This is a genomic window from Streptomyces sp. NPDC058741 (assembly GCF_042746715.1).
Taxonomy (GTDB): Bacteria; Actinomycetota; Actinomycetes; order Streptomycetales; family Streptomycetaceae; genus Streptomyces.
Genome location: NZ_JBHYQH010000009.1, coordinates 12,701 through 33,373 on the forward strand (window position 1 = coordinate 12,701; position 20,673 = coordinate 33,373).

Below are 20,673 nucleotides of genomic sequence, written 5' to 3' on the forward strand. Positions count from 1 at the left end.
CTACTTCTCGACCTCGGCGGCGAGCCTGGCGAGCAGGGCGTCGTAGATCCGGCCGAGGCCCTTGGGGGCGAAGGTCCTCTCGAAGAAACCGCCGATGCCGCCGGCACCGGTCCAGCTGGTGGTCACCACGACCCGCGCCCTGCCCTCACCGGCCGGGGTGACCCGCCAGGTGGTGACCATGGACGAGTTGCGGTCCTTCTCGACCAGCTCGCCGTCGGTGGGCTCGGTGACCTCGAGGAGGCAGTCGCGCACCCGCTTGCTGGTGGCCTGGAGCCTCCAGTGGACGAGGGTGCCCTCGCCGTCACCGCCCTCCCGGACCTCGTACTCGCTGAACTGCTCGGGGAGCAGCTTCGCGCGCGTGCCGCTGTAGTCGGCGAGGGCGTCGAACACCGTCTCCGCGTCCGCCGCGACGATCCGCTCCGTAGTGGCCTCGACCTGCGCCATCGCATTCCTCCAGGACCTGGTTGCTCGGGGGTCGGGGCAAGCCAACCACCCCGCCGCCCGGCCGCCCAAATCGGGGTGGCCAACCCGGTCGAACCCGTTCGGAGAACACCCTCGCACGATCACGGGAACATATGTTCTATTCTGTGGTCAGTGCTATCGAGGAGGCGTCATGCGCGGGGAGAACCTCACGGCGGACTCCGAACACGGCCGGGCCGACCCACCGGGCCGGCGCAGGAGCCGCCGGCGTCCGGGCCGACACAGCTCTCGCTTCTCTAGGCGCATATAGGGGCATATGGGTGCACCCGAAGATCCGGTCGGATCGTGAGTTGCACGGAACGAGTTCTTCCGGGATCGCTTTCCGGGACGATGCCTCGAGGACGGCGACCCCGCGGCCCTTCGCCCCGCCGTCCCGGGAGGATCCATCAGAGTGAGAGCGCGCGCGGCCGCGCCTGTCGTCGCGGGCGCGCAGCCGGTCGCCGGACCGGTCGGCCCCGAGTGCCTGAGGGAGATCGAAGCGTCGGCGGTGCCGACGGGATGACCGGCCTGCGGATACGGGAGATGACCCTCGCCGACTGCGACCGCGTCGCGGAGATCCGCGTCCGCGGCTGGCAGAACGCCTACCGGGGCATGATCCCGCGGTCCTACCTGGACCGGCTCAGCGTGGCCGAGGACGCCGGGCGGCGCCGCGCGTTCCTCGCGCGGGCCGACGGTGACGTGGTCAACCTGGTCGCCGAGGACGCGGGCGGCGCGGTCGTCGGCTGGGCCTGCCACGGGCCGTACCGGGACGGCGAAGTCCTCACCGCGGACGCCGAGTTGTACGCCCTGTACGTCCACCCGGACCACATCGGCCGGGGCGCGGGACGGGCCCTGCTCGCGGAGTCGGTCGCGCGCTGCGCCGCCGCGGGCCGCGGGCGGCTCCTGCTGTGGGTGCTCGAGGACAACGGCCGGGCCCGCCGCTTCTACGAACGGGCCGGGTTCCGGGCGGACGGAGCGGAGGAGCGCTTCGAGGTGGACGGTGCCACCGTCCCCGAGGTGCGCTACGCGATGGGACTCCCCCGCTGAGCTCACCTCTGCCGGGGGATCCTGCCCAGCGCCCGCACCGCCGCCTCGGCCAGGGCCGGATGCGCCAGGGCCTCGTTGAGTACGGGTCTGGCCCGGGTGTCGCCCAGCGCGCCCAGGCCGTCCACGCAGGCGAGGGCGACGCGGCGGTACGGGTCGTACGGGCTCAGCCGGCGCCGGAGCGTGGTGATGAGTGCGGGCACCGCCTCCGGGGCGCGCAGCTCGACCAGGAGCCGCACGGGGTGCAGGGCGTAGGCGACGCGCAGTTCGTTCGTGGCGAGGGCGGCGGCGGCGCGGGCGGTGCGCGGGTCGCCGAGCCGGGCGAGCGCGAGGGCCGCGGAGGCGCAGCGCGGCGGATCACGGTGGTTGAGCAGCAGCACCAGCGCCTCGAAGGCCCTTCGGTCCCGGGCGAGTCCCAGCCGGAACGCGGCCAGTTCCCGCGCCCAGAGGGGCCGGCCGGGTTCGGTCAGCACCGCGGCCAGGGCGTCGAGGTCGCCGGTCGCCACGAGCCGCTCGAACGCGGGCGTCGCCCCCGACTCCTGCCGTAAGCGCTCCGTGAGTGATCGCAACTCTTCGTCCATGTCCGAGAGATTAGGCGGGCCGCGGGCGGCGCGGGACGTACATCACAAACAGGGGGGCTGGCGCGCTCGTTACCCACCAGTTAGGCTCAGACGAGCGAGTTACCCACTCGCGTGCTCACGGAGGTCTGGTGACGCGGCCACCGTGAGAGCAGTCGGTTCGGTACGTCAGGTACCGCAGGACGACTCGGCCCCGGGACAGGGCCGGTCGGACCGCCGATCCCCCTCGGGCGTGCTGCACGCCCGCGGAGACGGCATCCGGGCGTGTGCGCATCGCAGCCCGGCCCACACCCGCATCTCGCACGTACCCGGTGCGCCCGGGGCCCCGCTGTCGCCGGGCCGTGTCCGGCGCAGCCGGGGCGTGTTCCCCGTCGTCACCCTCATCCTGGAGTCCCGCGATGGCCACTCCCCTTTCCGCCTCGTCCCCGTCCCCGCTGCGCACCGTCGCCGTCGTCGGCCTCGGCACGATGGGCACCGGCATCGCCGAGGTCCTCGCCCAGGCCGGCCGCGAGGTCGTCGGCATCGACATCAGCGAGGCCCAGGCCGCCAGGTGCGTCGCCGCCCTGGAGGCCTCCACGGCCCGCGGCGTCAGGCGCGGACGGCTCACCGAGCAGGACCGCGCCGGCATCCTGGCACGGGTCCGCACCTCCGCCGACCTGCGGGCCGCGGCCGAAGCCGACCTGGTCATCGAGGTGGCGCCGGAGTCGTACGAGGTCAAGCAGCAGATCTTCCGGGAGCTCGACGGGATCGTGCGCCCGGAGACGATCCTGGCGACCGGCACCAACGCCCTGTCCGTGACGCGGCTGGCCGCCGACTCGGCGCGACCCGAGCGCGTGCTGGGCCTGCACTTCTTCAACCCGGCCCCGGCGATGCGCCTGGTCGAGGTCGTCTCCTCGGTGCTGACCGCACCGGCCGCCGTCAGCGCGGTCACCGACCTCGCGCTCGACCTGGGCAAGGAGCCCGTCGCGGTCGGCGACCGCCCCGGATTCGTCGCCGACGGCCTGCTGTTCGGGTACCTCAACCAGGCCGCCGCGATGTACGAGGCGAAGTACGCCTCGCGCGAGGACATCGACTCCGCGATGCGGCTGGGCTGCGGGCTGCCCATGGGCCCGCTGGCGCTGCTCGACCTGATCGGCGTGGACACCGCGCGCACGGTGCTGGAGGCCATGTACGCCGAGTCCCGCGACCGGCTGCACGCCCCCGCGCCGATCCTGAAGCAGCTGAGCGAGGCCGGTCTGACGGGCCGCAAGGCGGGGCGCGGTTTCTACACCTACGAGGAGCCCGGCAGCGGCACGGTCGTGCGGGACGCCCTGACACCGCTGGAGGGCGGCGACCTGGTCGCCGGCCGTCCCGTCGGTTCGGTGGGCGTCGCGGGCTCGGGCACCATGGCCTCGGGCATCGCCGAGGTCTTCGCCAAGGCCGGCTACCACGTCGTGCTGGCCGCCCGCAGCGAGGAGAAGGCCCGGACCGCCAGGGCGCGGATCGGCAAGTCCCTGTCCCGTTCGGTCGACAAGGGCCGGATGACCGCGGAGGCCGCCGCCGAGACCCTGGACCGCATCACGGCCACGGGCACGTACGACGACTTCGCCGGCGTCGACCTGGCCGTGGAGGCGGTCGCCGAGGACCTCGAGGTCAAGCAACAGCTGTTCGCCGCGCTGGACAAGGTGTGCAAGCCGGGCGCGATCCTGGCGACCACCACCTCGTCCCTGCCGGTCGTCGCCTGTGCCCGGGCCACCTCTCGCCCGCAGGACGTGATCGGCATGCACTTCTTCAACCCGGCGCCGGCCATGAAGCTGGTCGAGGTCGTCCGGACCGTGCTGACCGCCGACGACGTCCACGCGACGGTCCGCGAGGTGTGCGGGCGGATCCGCAAGCATCCCGTCGACTGCGGCGACCGCGCGGGCTTCATCGTGAACGCGCTGCTGTTCCCGTACCTCAACAACGCGATCAAGATGGTCCAGGAGCACTACGCCTCCCTCGACGACATCGACGCGGCGATGAAGCTGGGCGGCGGCTACCCGATGGGTCCGTTCGAACTGCTGGACGTCGTCGGGCTCGACGTCTCGCTCGCCATCGAGAAGGTCCTGCACCGCGAGTTCCGCGACCCGGGCCTCGCCCCGGCGCCTCTGCTGGAGCACCTGGTGGCCGCGGGCTGCCTCGGCCGCAAGACCGGCCGTGGCTTCCGCGAATATGCCAAGCGCTGAGCGTCCCGGCGACCGGTTCCGGTCCGGCTCCGAGTGGGGCGGCCTGCTCGGCCCGGACCGGTTCCCCCCGCCCTCCGGAGGCGGAGCACCTCATGCGCACCGAGCTGCGCACATGCAGTACGTTCAGGGCATGTCCCAGCCCGCCAAGTCCTCACGTACACCCGCCACGGCCGACGCGCCGGAGAGTGCCGCGGGCTCCCGCGCCGCCGCCCAGCGGCTCAAGATGCGCCGGGAACTGGCGGCCGCCGCGATGGAGCTGTTCGCGACCAAGGGGTACGAGGCGACCACCGTCGACGAGATCGCGGCGCAGGCCGGGGTCGCGCGCCGCACCTTCTTCCGCCACTTCCGCTCCAAGGAAGAGGCGATCTTCCCCGACCACGACGACACCCTGATCCGCGCCGAGGCGGTGCTCAACGCCGCGCCGGCGCACGAGCATCCGCTCGACACGGTGTGCCGCGGGATCAAGGAAGTGATGAAGATGTACGCGGCCCGGCCGGAGATCTCGGTCGCCCGCTACAAGCTGACGCGCGAGGTGCCCACCCTGCGCGAGGCGGAGATCGCGTCGGTGGCCCGCTACGAGCGCCTGTTCACCCGCTACCTCCTCGGCCACTTCGACGAGCGCGCGCACGCCGACGACGCCAACGACGACCCGCTGCTGGCGGAGGTCGCCGCGTCCGCGGTCGTCACCGCGCACAACCACGTCCTGCGGCGCTGGCTCCGGGCCGGCGGCCAGGGCGACGTGGAGACGCAGCTGGACCACGCCTTCGCCATCGTGCGCAAGACCTTCGGGACGGGTATCGGCGCGGGCCGCTCCACGGAGCCGCAGCCGGCCCCCGCCGCGGTCTCCGCGCAGGGCGAGGTCCTGGTCACCGTGGCCCGTACCGACGCGCCGCTGGACGAGGTCATGCGGACCATCGAGCAGGCTCTGAAGGAGCGCTGAGCGCCTCCTCCTCCCGCCTCTCCCGCTGTGATGACGGCCACCCCCCGGGGTGGCCGTTTTGGCATGTCAGGGGCCGTTTTGCAGGCCCTCGGACGGCCCGTTCGATCGATCATCGCTCACCTGTCACGTAAAGAATGCACCGGAGAGCAAGTTCTGGCACTCAGTGCCTTGCGGGGTGACACGCGGTGTCATACGTTGAAGAGGTCCGGGCGATGTCCCAGCAAGCCCAGCGCCTGCTCGCCCGGACGCCTGCGTCACAGGCACCCTCCCGCGCCACCAGCGCTGCCGAATAGCACCACCGCCGAACCGACGGCACACCCCCGACCCTCAGCAGCACCGACGTAACCATCGGCGCCCCTCCCTCAGGGCGCTCACCGCCGGAGGCAACACCGTGACCGTGAAGGACATCCTGGCCGCGATCCAGTCGCCCGACTCCACGTCGGAGGACTTCGCCGCCCTCCCGCTCCCCGAGTCGTACCGCGCGATCACCGTGCACAAGGACGAGACGGAGATGTTCGCCGGGCTCGCCACGCGCGACAAGGACCCCCGCAAGTCGATCCACCTGGACGAGGTGCCGCTGCCCGAACTCGGCCCGGGCGAGGCCCTGGTGGCCGTCATGGCCTCGTCGGTCAACTACAACTCGGTGTGGACCTCGATCTTCGAGCCGCTGTCGACGTTCGGCTTCCTGGAGCGCTACGGCCGCACCAGCGAGCTGGCCAAGCGCCACGACCTGCCGTACCACATCATCGGCTCCGACCTCGCGGGCGTCGTCCTGCGCACCGGCCCGGGCGTCAACGCCTGGCAGCCCGGTGACGAGGTCGTGGCGCACTGCCTGTCCGTCGAGCTGGAGTCCAGCGACGGCCACAACGACACGATGCTCGACCCGGAGCAGCGCATCTGGGGCTTCGAGACCAACTTCGGCGGCCTCGCCGAGATCGCCCTGGTCAAGTCCAACCAGCTGATGCCCAAGCCGGACCACCTGAGCTGGGAGGAGGCCGCGGCGCCCGGTCTGGTGAACTCCACCGCCTACCGGCAGCTGGTCTCCCGCAACGGCGCCGGGATGAAGCAGGGCGACAACGTCCTGATCTGGGGCGCGAGCGGCGGACTCGGCAGCTACGCCACCCAGTTCGCGCTGGCCGGCGGCGCCACCCCCATCTGTGTGGTGTCCTCGCCGCAGAAGGCGGAGATCTGCCGGGCGATGGGCGCCGAGGCGATCATCGACCGCAACGCCGAGGACTACAAGTTCTGGAAGGACGAGAACACCCAGGACCCCAGGGAGTGGAAGCGCTTCGGCAAGCGCATCCGCGAGCTCACCGGCGGCGAGGACATCGACATCGTCTTCGAGCACCCCGGACGCGAGACCTTCGGCGCGAGCGTCTTCGTCACCCGCAAGGGCGGCACCATCACCACCTGCGCCTCCACCTCGGGCTACATGCACGAGTACGACAACCGCTACCTGTGGATGTCCCTGAAGCGGATCATCGGCTCGCACTTCGCCAACTACCGCGAGGCCTGGGAGGCCAACCGGCTCATCGCCAAGGGCAAGATCCACCCGACCCTGTCGAAGGCGTACTCCCTGGAGGACACCGGCCAGGCCACGTACGACGTGCACCGCAACCTCCACCAGGGCAAGGTCGGCGTGCTGTGCATGGCCCCCGAGGAGGGGCTGGGCGTGCGCGACGCGGAGAAGCGCGCGAAGCACATCGACGCGATCAACCGCTTCCGGAACGTCTGAAGGCAGCGGAGGCCATAGATGACTGAGCGTCAGCCCGCCGAGGGCAAGCGGGAGAAGGACCGGCCGTGGCTCATGCGGACCTACGCCGGGCACTCCACGGCCGAGGCGTCCAACGAGCTGTACCGGCGCAACCTCGCCAAGGGCCAGACGGGTCTGTCGGTGGCGTTCGACCTGCCGACGCAGACCGGCTACGACTCCGACCACATCCTCGCGCGCGGCGAGGTGGGCCGGGTCGGCGTGCCGATCGCGCACGTCGGTGACATGCGCCGGCTGTTCCAGGACATCCCCCTGGAGCAGATGAACACCTCGATGACCATCAACGCCACGGCCATGTGGCTGCTGGCGCTCTACCAGGTCGTCGCCGAGGAGCAGGGTGCCGACATCACCAAGCTCCAGGGCACGACCCAGAACGACATCGTCAAGGAGTACCTGTCCCGGGGGACGCACGTCTTCCCGCCCGGGCCCTCGCTCCGCCTGACGACGGACATGATCGCGTACACGGTCTCCCGCATGCCGAAGTGGAACCCGATCAACATCTGCAGCTACCACCTGCAGGAGGCGGGCGCCACGCCGGTCCAGGAGATCGCGTACGCGATGTCCACCGCCATCGCCGTCCTGGACGCCGTGCGCGACTCCGGCCAGGTGCCGCCGGAGCGCATGGGTGACGTGGTGGCCCGTATCTCCTTCTTCGTGAACGCGGGCGTCCGCTTCGTCGAGGAGATGTGCAAGATGCGGGCGTTCGGCCGCATCTGGGACCGGATCACCCGCGAGCGCTACGGCATCGAGAACCCCAAGCAGCGCCGCTTCCGCTACGGCGTCCAGGTCAACTCCCTGGGCCTGACGGAGGCGCAGCCGGAGAACAACGTCCAGCGGATCGTGCTGGAGATGCTGGCCGTGACGCTCTCCAAGGACGCCCGCGCCCGCGCCGTGCAACTGCCCGCCTGGAACGAGGCCCTCGGCCTGCCCCGCCCCTGGGACCAGCAGTGGTCGCTGCGCATCCAGCAGGTGCTGGCGTACGAGAGCGACCTGCTGGAGTACGAGGACATCTTCGAGGGCTCGAAGGTGATCGAGGAGAAGGTGCAGGGCCTGGTCGAGGCGTCGCTCGCCGAGATGGAACGCATCGAGGAGATGGGCGGCGCGATGGCGGCCGTCGAGTCCGGCTACCTCAAGTCGCAGCTGGTCGCCTCGCACGCCGAGCGCCGGGGCCGGATCGAGTCCGGCCGGGAGAAGATCGTCGGCGTCAACATCTTCGAGGGCACCGAGCCCAACCCGCTCACCGCCGACCTGGACACCGCGATCCAGACGGTGGACCCGGCGGTCGAGGCCCGCGTCATCGACGCGCTGCAGCGCTGGCGCGACAGCCGCTACCAGCCTCCCTTCAACCACCCGCGGCCCTGCAAGGCCCTGGAGCGGCTGAAGGAGGCCGCGCGCGGCAACGAGAACCTCATGGAGGCCACCCTGGAGTGCGCCCGCGCCGGCGCCACGACCGGCGAGTGGGCGGGGGCGCTGCGCGAGGTGTTCGGCGAGTTCCGTGCGCCCACGGGCGTCTCGTCCGCGCCGGTGGCCGTCCCGGTCGAGGAGGGCAGCACGCTGGCCCTGGTCCGCCGGAAGGTGGATCTCACCGCCGGGGACCTGGGCGTGGGCAAGCTGCGCTTCCTGGTCGGCAAGCCGGGCCTGGACGGGCACTCCAACGGCGCCGAGCAGATCGCGGTGCGCGCGCGGGACGCCGGCTTCGAGGTGGTCTACCAGGGCATCCGGCTGACGCCGGAGCAGATCGTGGACGCGGCCCTCGCGGAGGACGTGCACGCGGTCGGCCTGTCCATCCTGTCCGGCTCGCACGCCCAGCTGGTCCCGGACGTCCTCGAACGGCTCCGTGTGGCCGGTGCCACAGATATACCGGTGATCGCCGGTGGCATCATCCCGAATGGTGACGCCGAGCAGCTCAGGGAAGCCGGAGTGGCCGCGGTCTTCACCCCGAAGGACTTCGACATCACCGGAATCATCGGCCGCATCGTCGACGAGATCCGGAAAGCGAACAAGCTCGACCCCCTGGAGGTCCCCGCATGACCACGGTCAACCGCCTTCGCCCCCGGCGTTCCTGCCTGGCGGTACCGGGCTCGAACCCGCGCTTCCTGGAGAAGGCCCAGGGCCTCCCGGCCGACCAGGTCTTCCTCGACCTGGAGGACGCCTGCGCCCCGCTGGCCAAGCCCGAGGCGCGGCACACCATCGTCAAGTTCCTGAACGAGGGCGACTGGACGGGCAAGACGCGCGTGGTCCGGGTCAACGACTGGACGACCGAGTGGACGTACCGCGACGTCGTCACGGTCGTCGAGGGCGCCGGCCCCAACCTCGACTGCATCATGCTGCCGAAGGTCCAGGACGCCCGGCAGATCGTCGCCCTGGACCTGCTGCTGACGCAGATCGAGAAGACGATGGGCTTCGAGGTCGGCCGCATCGGCATCGAGGCGCAGATCGAGAACGCGCAGGGCCTGAACAACGTCAACGAGATCGCGCAGGCCAGCCCGCGTGTCGAGACCATCATCTTCGGCCCGGCCGACTTCATGGCCTCCATCAACATGAAGTCGCTGGTCGTCGGCGAGCAGCCGCCCGGCTACCCGGCGGACGCCTACCACTACATCCTGATGAAGATCCTGATGGCCGCCCGCGCCAACAACCTCCAGGCGATCGACGGTCCCTACCTGCAGATCCGCAACGTGGAGGGCTACCGCGAGGTCGCGCAGCGCGCCGCCGCCCTGGGCTTCGACGGCAAGTGGGTGCTGCACCCGGGCCAGGTCGAGGCGTCGAACGAGATCTTCTCGCCGTCGCAGGAGGACTACGACCACGCCGAGCTGATCCTGGACGCGTACGACTACTACACGTCCGAGGCGGGCGGCAAGAAGGGCTCGGCGATGCTCGGCGACGAGATGATCGACGAGGCCAGCCGCAAGATGGCCCTGGTCGTCTCCGGCAAGGGACGCGCCGCCGGCATGCAGCGCACCAGCAAGTTCGAGATCCCCACCGACTAGAGAGGCGCTGAGCGCGATGCAGTTCGGGCGCACCTACGAGGAGTTCGAGGTCGGGGCGACGTACAAGCACTGGCCGGGCAAGACGGTCACGGAGTACGACGACCACCTGTTCTGTCTCCTCACCATGAACCACCACCCGCTCCACATGGACACGAACTATGCGGAGAAGACGACGGACTTCGGCAAGAACGTCGTCGTCGGGAACTACATCTACTCCCTCCTGCTCGGCATGTCCGTGCCGGACATCTCCGGCAAGGCCATCGCCAACCTGGAGATCGAGTCGCTCAAGCACGTGGCGCCGACCTTCCACGGCGACACGGTCTACGGCCAGACGACCGTGCTCGACAAGTGGCCCTCGAAGTCGAAGAACGACCGCGGCATCGTCTACGTCGAGACCAAGGGCTACAAGCAGGACGGCACGCTGGTCTGCGTGTTCCGCCGCAAGGTGATGGTGCCGACCGAGACGTACATCAAGGAGCGCGGCGGCGAGCAGCCCGGCCGCCCGGAGCTGCGAGAGCAGGAGAAGTAGTCATGGCGCGACTCGCCCAGACCGCCGGTCTGACGGACGTCCAGCAGGAGATCCTGTCCACCGTCCGGGACTTCGTGGACAAGGAGATCATCCCGGTCGCCACGGAACTGGAGCACCGCGACGAGTACCCGCAGCAGATCGTCGACGGGCTGAAGGAGTTGGGCCTGTTCGGCCTGATGATCCCCGAGGAGTACGGGGGCCTCGGCGAGTCGCTCCTGACGTACGCGCTGTGCGTGGAGGAGATCGCCCGCGGGTGGATGTCGGTGTCCGGCATCATCAACACCCACTTCATCGTGGCGTACATGCTCAAGCAGCACGGCACGCAGGAGCAGAAGGACCACTTCCTGCCGCGGATGGCGGCCGGCGACATCCGGGGCGCGTTCTCCATGTCGGAGCCGGCCCTCGGCTCCGACGTGTCGGCGATCACCTCGAAGGCGGTGAAGGACGGCGACGAGTACGTCCTGAACGGCCAGAAGATGTGGCTGACGAACGGCGGGACGTCGTCCCTCGTGGCCGTTCTGGTCAGAAGTGACGAAGGTCACCCCGAGGGCACCGCACCCCACAGGTCGATGACGACCTTCCTCGTCGAGAAGGAGCCAGGCTTCGGCGAGGTCCGTCCCGGCCTCACCATCCCCGGGAAGATCGACAAGATGGGCTACAAGGGTGTCGACACCACCGAGCTCATCATGGATGGCCTGCGCATTCCCGCGGATCGCGTGCTCGGCGGGGTCACCGGGCGCGGCTTCTACCAGATGATGGACGGCGTCGAGGTCGGCCGTGTCAACGTCGCCGCGCGTGGCTGCGGCGTCGCTCAGCGTGCGTTCGAACTGGGGGTCCAGTACGCCCAGCAGCGCCACACCTTCGGCAAGCCGATCGCCCAGCACCAGGCGATCCAGTTCAAGCTGGCCGAGATGGCTACCAAGGTCGAGGCCGCTCATGCCATGATGGTGAACGCTGCACGCAAAAAGGACTCCGGGGAGCGAAACGACCTCGAGGCCGGGATGGCGAAGTACCTCGCCTCCGAGTACTGCAAGGAGGTCGTCGAGGACGCCTTCCGGATCCACGGCGGCTACGGCTTCTCCAAGGAGTACGAGATCGAGCGCCTCTACCGTGAGGCGCCGATGCTGCTGATCGGTGAAGGCACTGCCGAGATCCAGAAAATGATCATCGGCAGGCGACTGCTCGAAGAGTATCGATTCCAGGGCTAGATGTCCGGATACGGGGTGTTTTCTTGGAGAAGAAGATCACACCCCGTTCGCACTCCTCGGCGTCCGACTCGGTTGCCTGGCTTACCCAGTTAGGGCTCCGAGCCGCTACGATCGCCGGAAAGCCGCCGTCCCCCGTCAGAGTGCGGCATCATCCGCTACGAAGGTCATCCATGCCCCACAGCCAAACCTCTGCATCTCGCGACAGCCGGGCCGGCGTACGCCTCGCGCGCGGAGCATCGCCGTGGCTCCTTCCGACCGTCGCCACCGCAGCCCTCAGCCTGGCCCGCGCCCGCCGCTCCGGCGCGGCGAAGGCCGTAGCCGTTCCCGCCACCGCGCTCGCGGCGGGGATGCTGTGGTTCTTCCGCGACCCCGAGCGCGAGATCGCCCAGGGCCGGGTCATCTCGCCCGCCGACGGTGTGGTGCAGAGCATCATGCCGTGGAAGGACGGCCGCACCCGCGTCGCGATCTTCATGAGCCCGCTCAACGTCCACGTCAACCGCGCGCCGCTGGCCGGCACGGTGACGTCGGTCGAGCACATCCCCGGTGGCTTCGTTCCCGCTTTCAACAAGGAGAGCGAGAACAACGAGCGTGTCGTGTGGCACTTCGACACGGAGCTCGGTGACATCGAGATGATCCAGATCGCCGGCGCGGTCGCCCGCCGCATCGTCCCCTACGTGCCCGAGGGCACCAAGGTCGAGCAGGGGGAGCGGATCGGTCTGATCCGCTTCGGCTCGCGTGTCGACCTCTACCTGCCCGAAGGCGTGGAGGTGGCAGTCGAGGTCGGTCAGAAGACCGTGGCTGGGGTGACTCGCATTGACCGTGACTGATCCGGATACCAAGGCCGGCTGGGGGCCGGACGCCGACGAGGTCGACGAAGAAGAGGAGATGCCCCTCTCGCTGCGCCTGTCGATAGCGGACACTCTGACGCTCGGCAACGCCACGTGCGGCTTCATGGCGGTGTACTTCACCACCACGGGCATCCTGATCCCGCACCTCACGGGCAGCCAGGAGACCGGCATGGCCCGCCACAGCGCGGCCACCGCGGTCATCCTGATGCTCTGCGCGGCGGTATTCGACCTGTTCGACGGCCTGGTGGCGCGCAAGCTGCGCTCCTCCCCCATGGGCGCCGAGCTGGACAACCTGTCCGACCTGATCAGCTTCGGCCTGGCGCCGGCCTACTTCGTGCTCGTCTACGGCATGGTCGCCGACGACGCGCACCAGCGGGTGGCCGCGGTCGGGGCGATCGTGGTGCTGCTGGCGGTGGTGCTGCGGCTTGCCCGGTTCTCGTGCGTCACGGTCAAGGACGGCACCTTCCAGGGCATGCCGTCGCCGTTCGGCGCGCTGACGGTGGTGTCGATCGTGCTGCTGGAGCTGCCCTTCGTGGCGACGCTCCTGGCGATCCTGGGGACGGCGTGGCTCATGGTGAGCCGCGTGGAGTACCCCAAGCCGCGGGGGCGGCTCGCGATCGCGATGCTGTCGTGGATCGTGCTGAGCATGGGCCTGCTGGCGGCCTGGGCCTTCGAAGCGCCGAGCGGGCAGTTGCTGCTCCAGACGGGCTGCGCGCTGCAGCTGGTCATGGGGGCCGTGATCCCGCTGTTCGCGACGGCCCGGCGGGTGAACAACTTCCGCGGCAACCGGCGGGAGGCACGGGCAGCCCAGCTGCCGTGACCTCGCCGTATCCCTGACGGGTGTGGCCCGGGCCTTCACGGCCCGGGCCACACCCGTTTCGCGTTCAAGAGCACCCTCTCCGCGACGCGCATCCCGCCGAGCAGCCGGTCTGGTGCCCGATCCTCTCGCGGCCCTTCGCCCATGGGAGAAGAGTCCGTGGGCCGAACCCGGGCGCGGTGGTGCGGTGCACCCACCGGGGGCCGCCCGGCCGGTTCAGGTCAGGAAGTCCCGCGCGATCCGCTCCGCGACGCGTTCCAGGATCGGGCCCGCCTCCGCGATGCACTTCGCCACGTCCGGCTCGGCGTCCGTCAGGGGGTAGGCGCGGCGGAATCCGGCCCGGCCGAGCGTCTCGGGGGGCAGGGCGAGGCGGCCGCAGACCGCGACGACGTCCTTGCCCGCGGCGCGGGCCGCCGCGGCGACGCCCGCCGGGGCCTTGCCGTGCAGGGTCTGCCCGTCGAGCGAGCCCTCGCCGGTGATGACCAGGTCGGCGCGGTCCAGGGCCGGGGCGAAGCCCAGCACGTCGAGCATCACCTCGATGCCGGGGCGGAACCGCGCGCCCAGCAGCAGCGCGCCGTAGCCGACGCCGCCGGCGGCTCCCGCGCCCGGCGCCTCGGCGTACTCGGCGGCCTGCGGGCCGACCGCGTCCTCCAGCACCTCGGCGAAGTGCGTGAGGGCGGCGTCCAGGGCCGCCACGTCGTCCGGAGAGGCGCCCTTCTGCGGCCCGTACACCGCCGGGGCGCCCTTCGGGCCGGTCAGCGGGTTGTCCACGTCGCTCGCGAGCACCAGCTCGACCTCGGTCAGGCGCGGGTCGAGACCGGACAGATCCGCGCTGGCCAGTGCGGCGAGGCCGCCGCCGCCCGGGGGCACCGGCTCCCCGTCCGCGCCCAGGAACCTCGCGCCCAGCGCCGACAGCATCCCGGCGCCGCCGTCCGTGGTGGCACTGCCGCCGACCCCGAAGACGATCATGCGGGCGCCCGCGTCCAGAGCGGCCCGCAGCACCTCGCCGGAGCCGTACGTGGAGGCGGTGAGCGGTGCGAGGACGCCGGCGGGCAGCCGCTGGAGTCCGCTGGCCTCGGCCATCTCCACGACCGCGGTGCCCTCGCGCAGCGCGTACGCCGCCGTCACCTCGTCCCCGAGGGGGCCGGCGACCCGGACCTCACGGCGTTCGAACCCGGCCGCGACCGCCGCGGCCACGGTCCCGTCGCCGCCGTCGGCCACGGGCAGCGCCTCGACCTCCAGGGCCGGCAGGACCCGGCGCAGCCCGGACATCACCCGCTCGGCGACCTCCACGGCCGTCAGGGACCCCTTGAACTTGTCCGCGGCGACGAGCACCCGCTGTGACTTCCGGGCCCCGCTCACTGCAGCGTCCGCCACTTGCACTCCCCTTGCTCTCCGGGCCCTCACGCATGTCAGGGCCAGTCGCGCCGCTGTGACCTTAACCGGAGGACGCCCCCGCGTCAGCCCGCGCCCACCCCGTGGACCGGTGCCGCCGGGAGGCTCACGCCGCGAAACGGGTACGCCGTAACCATGACCCTCGCACGCACCGGGACAGACCTCGCGGACCGCATCCTCGGCGGCTGGCAGGGCCGCATCGCGGGAAACATGCTCGGCAAGCCCGTGGAGCAGGGCGAGGTCTGGACGCGCGACCGCATCGACCGCTATCTGCGGCAGGCCGCGGCCCTCCCCCTGACCGACTACCTGCCGGAGCCGCTCACCGAGAGTGACCGCTTCGAGCTGCGCCCCGAGTGGCGCCAGTGCGTGCGCGGCCGCATCCACGGCAGCTGCCGTGACGACGACGTCGACTACGCGGTCCTCGGCCTCGACCTGCTGGAGACGCACGGTTTCGGCTTCAGCACGGAGCAGGTCGGAGACCTGTGGCTGCTGCGGCTGCCGTATCTGCAGACCTTCACGGCGGAGCGGGCCGCGTACCGCAACCTCGCGAACGGGCTGAAGCCGCCGCTGACCGCCACGTACGACAACCCCTGCCAGGAGTGGATCGGCGCGCTCATCCGCGCCGACGTCCACGGCTGGACCTCCCCGGGCGCCCCGCGGCGCGCCGCCTCGCTGGCCCGCCGGGACGCGGTGCTGTCGCACACCGGCAACGGGGTGTACGGCGCGATGTGGGCGGCGGCGCTGATCGCGGCGGCGTTCACGGCGCCCACCGTGCGGCACGCCGTCGACGAGGCCCTCGCCGTGATCCCGGCGAGCAGCCGCCTGGCCCGCACGGTCCGCCGGGTGGTGTCGCTGCACGACACCCGCATGTCCTGGGAGGACACTCTCGGCACGGTCGCCGAGGAGACGGCCGGCACGGGGTGGATCCACACCGTCCCGAACGCGGCCGTGCTGACCGCCGGTCTGCTCTGGGGCGACGGCGACTTCACCCGCACCATCACGCTGACGGTCCGCGGCGGTCTGGACACCGATTCCAACGGCGCGACCGCCGGCTCGGTGGCGGGGGTGTTCGGCGGGGCGGCGGCCATCCCGGACCAGTGGACCCGGCCGCTGGAGGACACGGTGCGCAGCGCGGTGTTCGGCTTCGACGGGGTGCGGATCAGCGAGCTGGCGGAGCGGACGGTGCGGCTGGCGGAGTCGGACGCGTGGACCCGCCTCCCGCGGCGCCGGTGACCGACGCGAATCCACCGCAAACGCCACCGGCGCGGGGTCTTGATCGGCACAACGAGTTCATGCCCGAGTACGTGGAACTCGACCTGGCCGAAGCCACCGTCCGTGTGGAACTGGCCGATTTCGGCGAGCCGTTGACGCCATCCGGCCTGCCCGAGCAGTTCGGCTCCCCGAGCGCGGCGGCGTCCGGGTCGGGCCGTGTGACCTCGCTCGCCGCCGACGGCCTGCGCCCGCTCCGGCCGCTCCTCGACGAGGTGCACACGGCGGTCTCCGGCGCCCAGGAACCGCCCGAGTCGTTCACCGTCGAGTTCGGCGTGGAGGTGCGCAAGGACCTCAAGCTCGGCATCGTGAGCGCGGGTGGCAAAGCCACGATGACGGTGTCGGCCACCTGGCGGCTGCCCGGTTCCGCCGGAGCGTAGGTGAGCTGGTTCAGACGGGCCCAGGGGCCCCCGCCGGTCGTGTCCGTGCACGCGCGCGGCCGCCCGTCGGCACGGCCCCGCCGGAGCTGCTGCGCGGTCTCACGGGTCAGGAGCGGCCGGCGGGGCCTTCGGGCGGCTGAGGGGGTTCCGGGCGGGGGTGCCGCGGGGTGGCTCTCAGGACGGGAAGAGTGTCGCTCCCCGTTCGAAGTCCAGCAGGCGCTGCTTGCGCTCCAGGCCGCCGCCGTAGCCCGTGAGGCCGCCGTTCGCTCCGATGACGCGGTGGCAGGGGACGATGATGCCGACGGGGTTGCGTCCGTTGGCGAGGCCGACCGCGCGGGAGGCGGTGGGGGTGCCGAGGGCGTCGGCCAGCCGGCCGTAGGTGCGGGTCTCGCCGTAGGGGATGCGGCGGAGTTCGTCCCAGACGGCGCGCTGGAACGGGGTGCCGTGCAGGCGCAGTGCGACGGTGAACTCCGTGAGGTCGCCGGCGAAGTAGGCCTCGAGCTGCTCCTCGGCCTCCGCGAAGAGGGTGTCGTCGCGCGGGCCGAAGGCCTCCTCCGGCGGGCGGTGGCGCTGGCCGGTCATGTAGAGGCCGCACAGCACCCCGTCGTCGGCGACGAGGGTGAGGGGGCCGTAGGGGCTGTCGGTCACGGTGTGCTGCTTCATGAACGTCCTCGGACGGGAAGGAAGTTGATCGGGTGGCTGTCGGTCGCCCACAGGTACTGGACCGCGTAGGCCCGCCAGGGGCGCCAGGGCGCCGCGCGGGCGGTGAGCGCGGCCGGGGTCGAGGGCAGGTCCAGTGCGCGGGCGGCACGGCGGACGCCGAGGTCGGTGGGCAGGAAGGCGTCGGGGTCGCCGAGGGCGCGCATGGCGATGACGTCGGCGGTCCAGGGACCGAAGCCGGGCAGGGCGAGGAGCCGGGCGCGCGTCCGCGGCCAGTCGCTCTCCACGCCCAGGTGCAGATCGCCCTCGGCGAGGGCGCGGACCAGGGTGGTGAAGGTGGCGCGGCGGGTGCGGGGCATCGCCAGGGACGCGGGGTCGAGGGCGGCGAGGGCCGCGGGGGCCGGGAAGAGGTGGGTGAGGCCGCCCTCGGGGTCGTCGACCGGTTCGCCGTGCGCGGTGACCAGGCGGGCCGCGTGGGTGCGGGCGGCGGCGGTGGAGACCTGCTGGCCGAGCACCGCCCGGACGGCGAACTCCGCCTCGTCCACCGTGCGCGGCACCCGCCGCCCGGGCGCCTTGCCGACCAGCGGCGCCAGCGCGGGGTCCGTGCGCAGCTGGTCGTCGACGGCGACCGGGTCGGCGTCCAGGTCGAGCAGCCGGCGGCAGCGGCTGATGGCGACGGTCAGGTCGCGCAGGTCGCTCAGGGTGAGGCGGCAGGCGATGTGGTCGGGGCGCGGGGTGAGGGCCGCGATGCCGTGGCCGTAGGGGAGGCGCAGCGTGCGCCGGTAGGAGCCGTCCCGCCACTCCTCCACGCCGGGGACGGCCGTCGCGGCGAGGTGGCCGAAGAGGTTGTCGGGGTTGAGCGGGGCGCGGAACGGCAGTCGCAGGGTGAGCGCCCCGGGGGTGCTCGCGCCCTGCCGCTTCGGGGCGCGGGCGCGCAGCTCGCTCGGCGAGAGGGCGAAGACCTCGCGGACGGTGTCGTTGAAGGTGCGGATGGAGGAGAAGCCGGCGGCGAAGGCGATGCGCGCCATCGGCAGGGAGGTCGTCTCGATGAGCAGCCGGGCGGTCCGGGAGCGCTGGGCGCGGGCGAGCGCGAGGGGCCCCGCGCCCAGTTCGGCCTGGAGCTGGCGCTCGATCTGCCGGGTGCTGTAGCCGAGCCGGGCGGCGAGTGCGGGCACGCCCTCGCGGTCCACGACGCCGTCGGCGATCAGCCGCATGGCGCGGGCCACCAGGTCGGCGCGCTGGCTCCACTCCGGGGAGCCGGGGCTGGTGTCGGGCCGGCAGCGCTTGCAGGCCCGGAACCCGGCCTGCTGGCAGGCCGCCGCGCTCGGGTGGAAGACCATGTTCTGCGGCTTGGGCGGCACGACCGGGCAGCTCGGACGGCAGTAGACGCCGGTCGTCAGGACGGCCGTGAAGAACCATCCGTCGAACCGTGCGTCCTTGGACTGAACAGCACGCACGCAGCGCTCGGTGTCGGTGTGCATTCCCGTCTGCATGGCTCCAGCATCGGGCAGGGGGCGGCGCGGGGCTGGCGAGAATCCGACAGGGACGTCCCGGGCCCCGCCGCCCCGCCGGGACAGATGAAGAATCATTCATCTGTTCGTGCGGGCCCGGTACGATGACGCCATGGGTCATGGAGCCGTCACCCCCGCGCAGGACGCCGCCGAGCGCGTACGCCTGGACGCGGGCAACGTCGCGAAGGTCGCCACCACGCTCCAGGCCCTGTCCACACCGTCCCGGCTGCTGATTCTCGCGCGGCTGCGGGAAGGGCCGCTGCCGGCGACGGAGCTGGCCACCGAGGTGGGCATGGAGCAGTCGGCCTGCTCGCACCAGCTGCGCCTGCTGCGCAACCTGGGCCTGGTGGTCGGCGAACGCCGGGGCCGGTCGGTGGTGTACGCGCTGCACGACCACCATGTCGCCGAGCTGCTCGACCAGGCGGTGTACCACGTGGAGCACCTGCGTCTGGGCCTCAGCGACGCCGCCGGCTGAGCGGCGGCGCTGCCTTGAGCGCCGTTGGCGCTACTCGGTGGCCGTGGACCGTCGTGAGGCCTCCATTGGCGGCCATCGAGTCGCGGATGCGGCGCGTCCTGGAGACCGGCAGGCCCCTGCTCGACCAGCAGACCACCGGCCGTACGGCCGGTGGCGTGCGGGACCGGGCCTACTCGGAGTCGTACCACCGCATCGAGGACACCGAGGGGCGGGTGCTGGGCCTGGCCATGGCCGTCCTGGACGTCACCGAGCGCCAGCACGCCGCCGCCGAGGTCGCGCAGGCGCGCCGGCACCTGTCGGTGATCGCCGACGCGGAGGTCCGGATCGGCACCACGCTGGACCTGGGGCAGACCGCCCGGGAACTGACCGACGTGGTCGTGCCGCACCTGGCGGACCTGGCCGCCGTGGACGTGCTGGAGTCGGTCGTGGCGCACGGCACGATCGCGCCCGTGTCGGGCGGCGCCCCCGCCGAGTTCCGGGCCCCGGCCGTCGCGGCCGGCTACCCCACCGACGCCCTGCACGCCGCCGACCCGGTGGGCGAGCTGGCCTCGTACGACTCGTCGCGGGTCATCACGCAGTGCGTCCGCAGTGCCCGCCCGGTCAAGATCGAGCGGGTGGACGCCGCGATGCTGCGTCGCCTGGCCCGGGACGAGCCCGCCGCCCGGGCCCTGCACGAGGCCGGGGCGCACTCCTACCTGGCACTGCCGCTGGTGGCCCGGGGCAAGGTGCTGGGCACGCTCTCGTTGTTCCGCACCGTCAACGAGCGCCCCTTCGACGACCAGGACCGGGTTCTCGCCTCGGAGCTCGCCGCGCGCCGCGATCTGCATCGACAACGCCCGCCTCTACGGGCGGGAACGCGGCACCGCCCTGACCCTGCAGCGCAGTCTGCTGCCCTCCGCGCCCGCCGAGCAGGACGGGCTCGACATCGCCGCACGGTACCGCCCGGCCCTCAGCGAGGTCGGCGGCGACTGGTACGACGTGCTGCCACTGGGCCCGGGACGCACCGGGCTCGTCGTGGGGGACGTCATGGGCAAGGGCGTCCAGGCCGCGGCGATCATGGGGCAGCTGAGCACGGCCACCCGGGCACTGGCCCGCCTCGACCTGCCGCCCGCCGAGCTGCTGCGGCACCTCGACGACATCACCGGCTCGCTCGGCGACACGATCGCCACATGTGTGTACGCGGTGTGCGACCTGCGGCGCGGCACCTGCGCGCTGTCCAGCGCCGGGCATCTGCCGCCGGTGCTGGCCGGGGCGGACGGCGGCGCCCGGCTCGTCGACGTGCCCGGCGGCGTCCCGCTGGGGGTGGGCGGCGTGGAGTTCGCCACCGTGGAGGTGGGCCTCACCCCGGGCTCCCTGCTCGCGCTGTACACCGACGGCCTGGTCGAGAGCCGCCGGGAGCCGCTCGACACCGGCCTCGCCACGCTGACCGCCCTCCTGGAGAGGGCCGGTCCCGATCTGCAGCGGACCGCCGACAGCCTGCTCGGCACCCTGAGCCCGGAGCCCGACGACGACGTGGCCCTGCTGCTGGTGCGCACCCGGAGGTGAACGGCCCGCAGCCCCGGGGCCGTGCCCGCACGGTGGCGGGTACGGCCCCG

18 protein-coding genes and 1 pseudogene are annotated in these 20,673 nt (G+C 71.9%); 14 read left to right on the forward strand and 5 right to left on the reverse strand.

Translation table 11 applies throughout. The annotated features are described in order from the left end of the window. Positions 1-444, reverse strand: a complete 444-nt coding sequence (locus tag ACFW6P_RS09820) for an SRPBCC family protein (RefSeq protein WP_386354807.1) — start codon at positions 442-444, stop codon at positions 1-3. A gap of 534 nt (positions 445-978) precedes the next feature. On the opposite strand from ACFW6P_RS09820, the gene ACFW6P_RS09825 reads away from it, so the two are divergent. Continuing rightward, the gene (locus ACFW6P_RS09825; protein ID WP_386354804.1) at positions 979-1,506 is read left to right on the forward strand and encodes a GNAT family N-acetyltransferase; all 528 of its coding nucleotides are present in this window, start codon (positions 979-981) and stop codon (positions 1,504-1,506) included. 2 nt (positions 1,507-1,508) lie between these two features. On the opposite strand, the gene ACFW6P_RS09830 is transcribed toward ACFW6P_RS09825, so the two are convergent. Then, on the reverse strand, positions 1,509-2,084 hold the full coding sequence (locus tag ACFW6P_RS09830; protein WP_386354802.1) for an adenylosuccinate lyase: 576 nt from the start codon (positions 2,082-2,084) through the stop codon (positions 1,509-1,511). Between the two features lie 395 nt (positions 2,085-2,479). Between ACFW6P_RS09830 and ACFW6P_RS09835 the strand changes: the two genes are divergently transcribed. The 9 genes from ACFW6P_RS09835 (at position 2,480) to pssA (ending at position 13,391) form a co-directional block, all read left to right on the forward strand. After that, the gene (locus ACFW6P_RS09835; RefSeq protein ID WP_386423357.1) at positions 2,480-4,285 is read left to right on the forward strand and encodes a 3-hydroxyacyl-CoA dehydrogenase family protein; all 1,806 of its coding nucleotides are present in this window, start codon (positions 2,480-2,482) and stop codon (positions 4,283-4,285) included. Positions 4,286-4,397: 112 nt separating this feature from the next. Next, complete coding sequence (locus ACFW6P_RS09840) at positions 4,398-5,225, forward strand: TetR family transcriptional regulator (protein ID WP_386354796.1); 828 nt, start codon at positions 4,398-4,400, stop codon at positions 5,223-5,225. Between the two features lie 397 nt (positions 5,226-5,622). Further along, complete coding sequence (gene ccrA, locus ACFW6P_RS09845; RefSeq protein ID WP_386354932.1) at positions 5,623-6,960, forward strand: crotonyl-CoA carboxylase/reductase; 1,338 nt, start codon at positions 5,623-5,625, stop codon at positions 6,958-6,960. Positions 6,961-6,978: 18 nt separating this feature from the next. Beyond that, positions 6,979-9,027, forward strand: coding sequence for a protein meaA (locus tag ACFW6P_RS09850; protein ID WP_386354793.1), 2,049 nt, complete (start codon positions 6,979-6,981; stop codon positions 9,025-9,027). Further along, on the forward strand, positions 9,024-9,986 hold the full coding sequence (locus ACFW6P_RS09855) for an HpcH/HpaI aldolase/citrate lyase family protein (RefSeq protein WP_386354790.1): 963 nt from the start codon (positions 9,024-9,026) through the stop codon (positions 9,984-9,986). The genes ACFW6P_RS09850 and ACFW6P_RS09855 overlap by 4 nt, the downstream gene beginning before the upstream one ends. 16 nt (positions 9,987-10,002) lie before the next feature. Beyond that, positions 10,003-10,515 carry a MaoC family dehydratase gene (locus ACFW6P_RS09860; protein ID WP_062930087.1) on the forward strand — a complete coding sequence of 171 codons (513 nt, stop codon included), beginning with the start codon at positions 10,003-10,005 and terminating at the stop codon, positions 10,513-10,515. 2 nt (positions 10,516-10,517) lie between these two features. Continuing rightward, positions 10,518-11,723 (forward strand): acyl-CoA dehydrogenase family protein, encoded by a 1,206-nt coding sequence (locus tag ACFW6P_RS09865; protein ID WP_386354786.1) that lies wholly within the window; start codon positions 10,518-10,520, stop codon positions 11,721-11,723. A 170-nt stretch (positions 11,724-11,893) separates the two neighbouring features. After that, entirely contained in the window at positions 11,894-12,550 is a 657-nt protein-coding gene (locus ACFW6P_RS09870; protein WP_386354783.1) for a phosphatidylserine decarboxylase, read from the forward strand. A gap of 58 nt (positions 12,551-12,608) precedes the next feature. Beyond that, positions 12,609-13,391 carry a CDP-diacylglycerol--serine O-phosphatidyltransferase gene (pssA, locus tag ACFW6P_RS09875; protein ID WP_386354929.1) on the forward strand — a complete coding sequence of 261 codons (783 nt, stop codon included), beginning with the start codon at positions 12,609-12,611 and terminating at the stop codon, positions 13,389-13,391. A 213-nt stretch (positions 13,392-13,604) separates the two neighbouring features. Here pssA and ACFW6P_RS09880 read toward each other — a convergent pair whose 3' ends face one another. Further along, on the reverse strand, positions 13,605-14,765 hold the full coding sequence (locus ACFW6P_RS09880) for a glycerate kinase (RefSeq protein ID WP_386354780.1): 1,161 nt from the start codon (positions 14,763-14,765) through the stop codon (positions 13,605-13,607). Between the two features lie 153 nt (positions 14,766-14,918). Here ACFW6P_RS09880 and ACFW6P_RS09885 point away from each other — a divergent pair, with 153 nt between their 5' ends. Together ACFW6P_RS09885 and ACFW6P_RS09890 are read left to right on the forward strand one after the other, a co-directional pair. After that, positions 14,919-16,016 (forward strand): ADP-ribosylglycohydrolase family protein, encoded by a 1,098-nt coding sequence (locus tag ACFW6P_RS09885; RefSeq protein WP_386354778.1) that lies wholly within the window; start codon positions 14,919-14,921, stop codon positions 16,014-16,016. Positions 16,017-16,075: 59 nt separating this feature from the next. Next, positions 16,076-16,432, forward strand: a complete 357-nt coding sequence (locus ACFW6P_RS09890) for a CU044_2847 family protein (RefSeq protein WP_386354775.1) — start codon at positions 16,076-16,078, stop codon at positions 16,430-16,432. 174 nt (positions 16,433-16,606) lie between these two features. On the opposite strand, the gene ACFW6P_RS09895 is transcribed toward ACFW6P_RS09890, so the two are convergent. Next, positions 16,607-17,095, reverse strand: a complete 489-nt coding sequence (locus ACFW6P_RS09895) for a methylated-DNA--[protein]-cysteine S-methyltransferase (RefSeq protein ID WP_386354772.1) — start codon at positions 17,093-17,095, stop codon at positions 16,607-16,609. Further along, complete coding sequence (locus ACFW6P_RS09900) at positions 17,092-18,585, reverse strand: DNA-3-methyladenine glycosylase 2 family protein (protein ID WP_386354769.1); 1,494 nt, start codon at positions 18,583-18,585, stop codon at positions 17,092-17,094. The genes ACFW6P_RS09895 and ACFW6P_RS09900 overlap by 4 nt, the downstream gene beginning before the upstream one ends. Before the next feature lie 130 nt (positions 18,586-18,715). Here ACFW6P_RS09900 and ACFW6P_RS09905 point away from each other — a divergent pair, with 130 nt between their 5' ends. Beyond that, a complete protein-coding gene (locus ACFW6P_RS09905) occupies positions 18,716-19,078 on the forward strand; it encodes an ArsR/SmtB family transcription factor (RefSeq protein ID WP_386354767.1) in 363 nt (120 codons plus the stop codon). A 71-nt stretch (positions 19,079-19,149) separates the two neighbouring features. Further along, positions 19,150-20,623: pseudogene (locus tag ACFW6P_RS09910) on the forward strand (SpoIIE family protein phosphatase); the annotation flags it as partial. Positions 20,624-20,673 lie beyond the last annotated feature (50 nt).

Excerpts from the sequence above, each read along its gene's own strand:
- ACFW6P_RS09885 (WP_386354778.1), top strand. The coding sequence starts at position 14,919 with ATGACCCTCGCACGCACCGGGACAGACCTCGCGGACCGCATCCTCGGC.
- ACFW6P_RS09855 (WP_386354790.1), top strand. The coding sequence starts at position 9,024 with ATGACCACGGTCAACCGCCTTCGCCCCCGGCGTTCCTGCCTGGCGGTA.
- ACFW6P_RS09830 (WP_386354802.1), bottom strand. The coding sequence starts at position 2,084 with ATGGACGAAGAGTTGCGATCACTCACGGAGCGCTTACGGCAGGAGTCG.
- ACFW6P_RS09890 (WP_386354775.1), top strand. The coding sequence starts at position 16,076 with ATGCCCGAGTACGTGGAACTCGACCTGGCCGAAGCCACCGTCCGTGTG.
- ACFW6P_RS09850 (WP_386354793.1), top strand. The coding sequence starts at position 6,979 with ATGACTGAGCGTCAGCCCGCCGAGGGCAAGCGGGAGAAGGACCGGCCG.
- ACFW6P_RS09865 (WP_386354786.1), top strand. The coding sequence starts at position 10,518 with ATGGCGCGACTCGCCCAGACCGCCGGTCTGACGGACGTCCAGCAGGAG.
- ACFW6P_RS09860 (WP_062930087.1), top strand. The coding sequence starts at position 10,003 with ATGCAGTTCGGGCGCACCTACGAGGAGTTCGAGGTCGGGGCGACGTAC.
- ACFW6P_RS09820 (WP_386354807.1), bottom strand. The coding sequence starts at position 444 with ATGGCGCAGGTCGAGGCCACTACGGAGCGGATCGTCGCGGCGGACGCG.
- pssA (WP_386354929.1), top strand. The coding sequence starts at position 12,609 with ATGCCCCTCTCGCTGCGCCTGTCGATAGCGGACACTCTGACGCTCGGC.
- ACFW6P_RS09900 (WP_386354769.1), bottom strand. The coding sequence starts at position 18,585 with ATGCAGACGGGAATGCACACCGACACCGAGCGCTGCGTGCGTGCTGTT.
- ACFW6P_RS09825 (WP_386354804.1), top strand. The coding sequence starts at position 979 with ATGACCGGCCTGCGGATACGGGAGATGACCCTCGCCGACTGCGACCGC.
- ACFW6P_RS09840 (WP_386354796.1), top strand. The coding sequence starts at position 4,398 with ATGCAGTACGTTCAGGGCATGTCCCAGCCCGCCAAGTCCTCACGTACA.
- ACFW6P_RS09835 (WP_386423357.1), top strand. The coding sequence starts at position 2,480 with ATGGCCACTCCCCTTTCCGCCTCGTCCCCGTCCCCGCTGCGCACCGTC.
- ACFW6P_RS09870 (WP_386354783.1), top strand. The coding sequence starts at position 11,894 with ATGCCCCACAGCCAAACCTCTGCATCTCGCGACAGCCGGGCCGGCGTA.
- ACFW6P_RS09905 (WP_386354767.1), top strand. The coding sequence starts at position 18,716 with ATGGGTCATGGAGCCGTCACCCCCGCGCAGGACGCCGCCGAGCGCGTA.
- ACFW6P_RS09895 (WP_386354772.1), bottom strand. The coding sequence starts at position 17,095 with ATGAAGCAGCACACCGTGACCGACAGCCCCTACGGCCCCCTCACCCTC.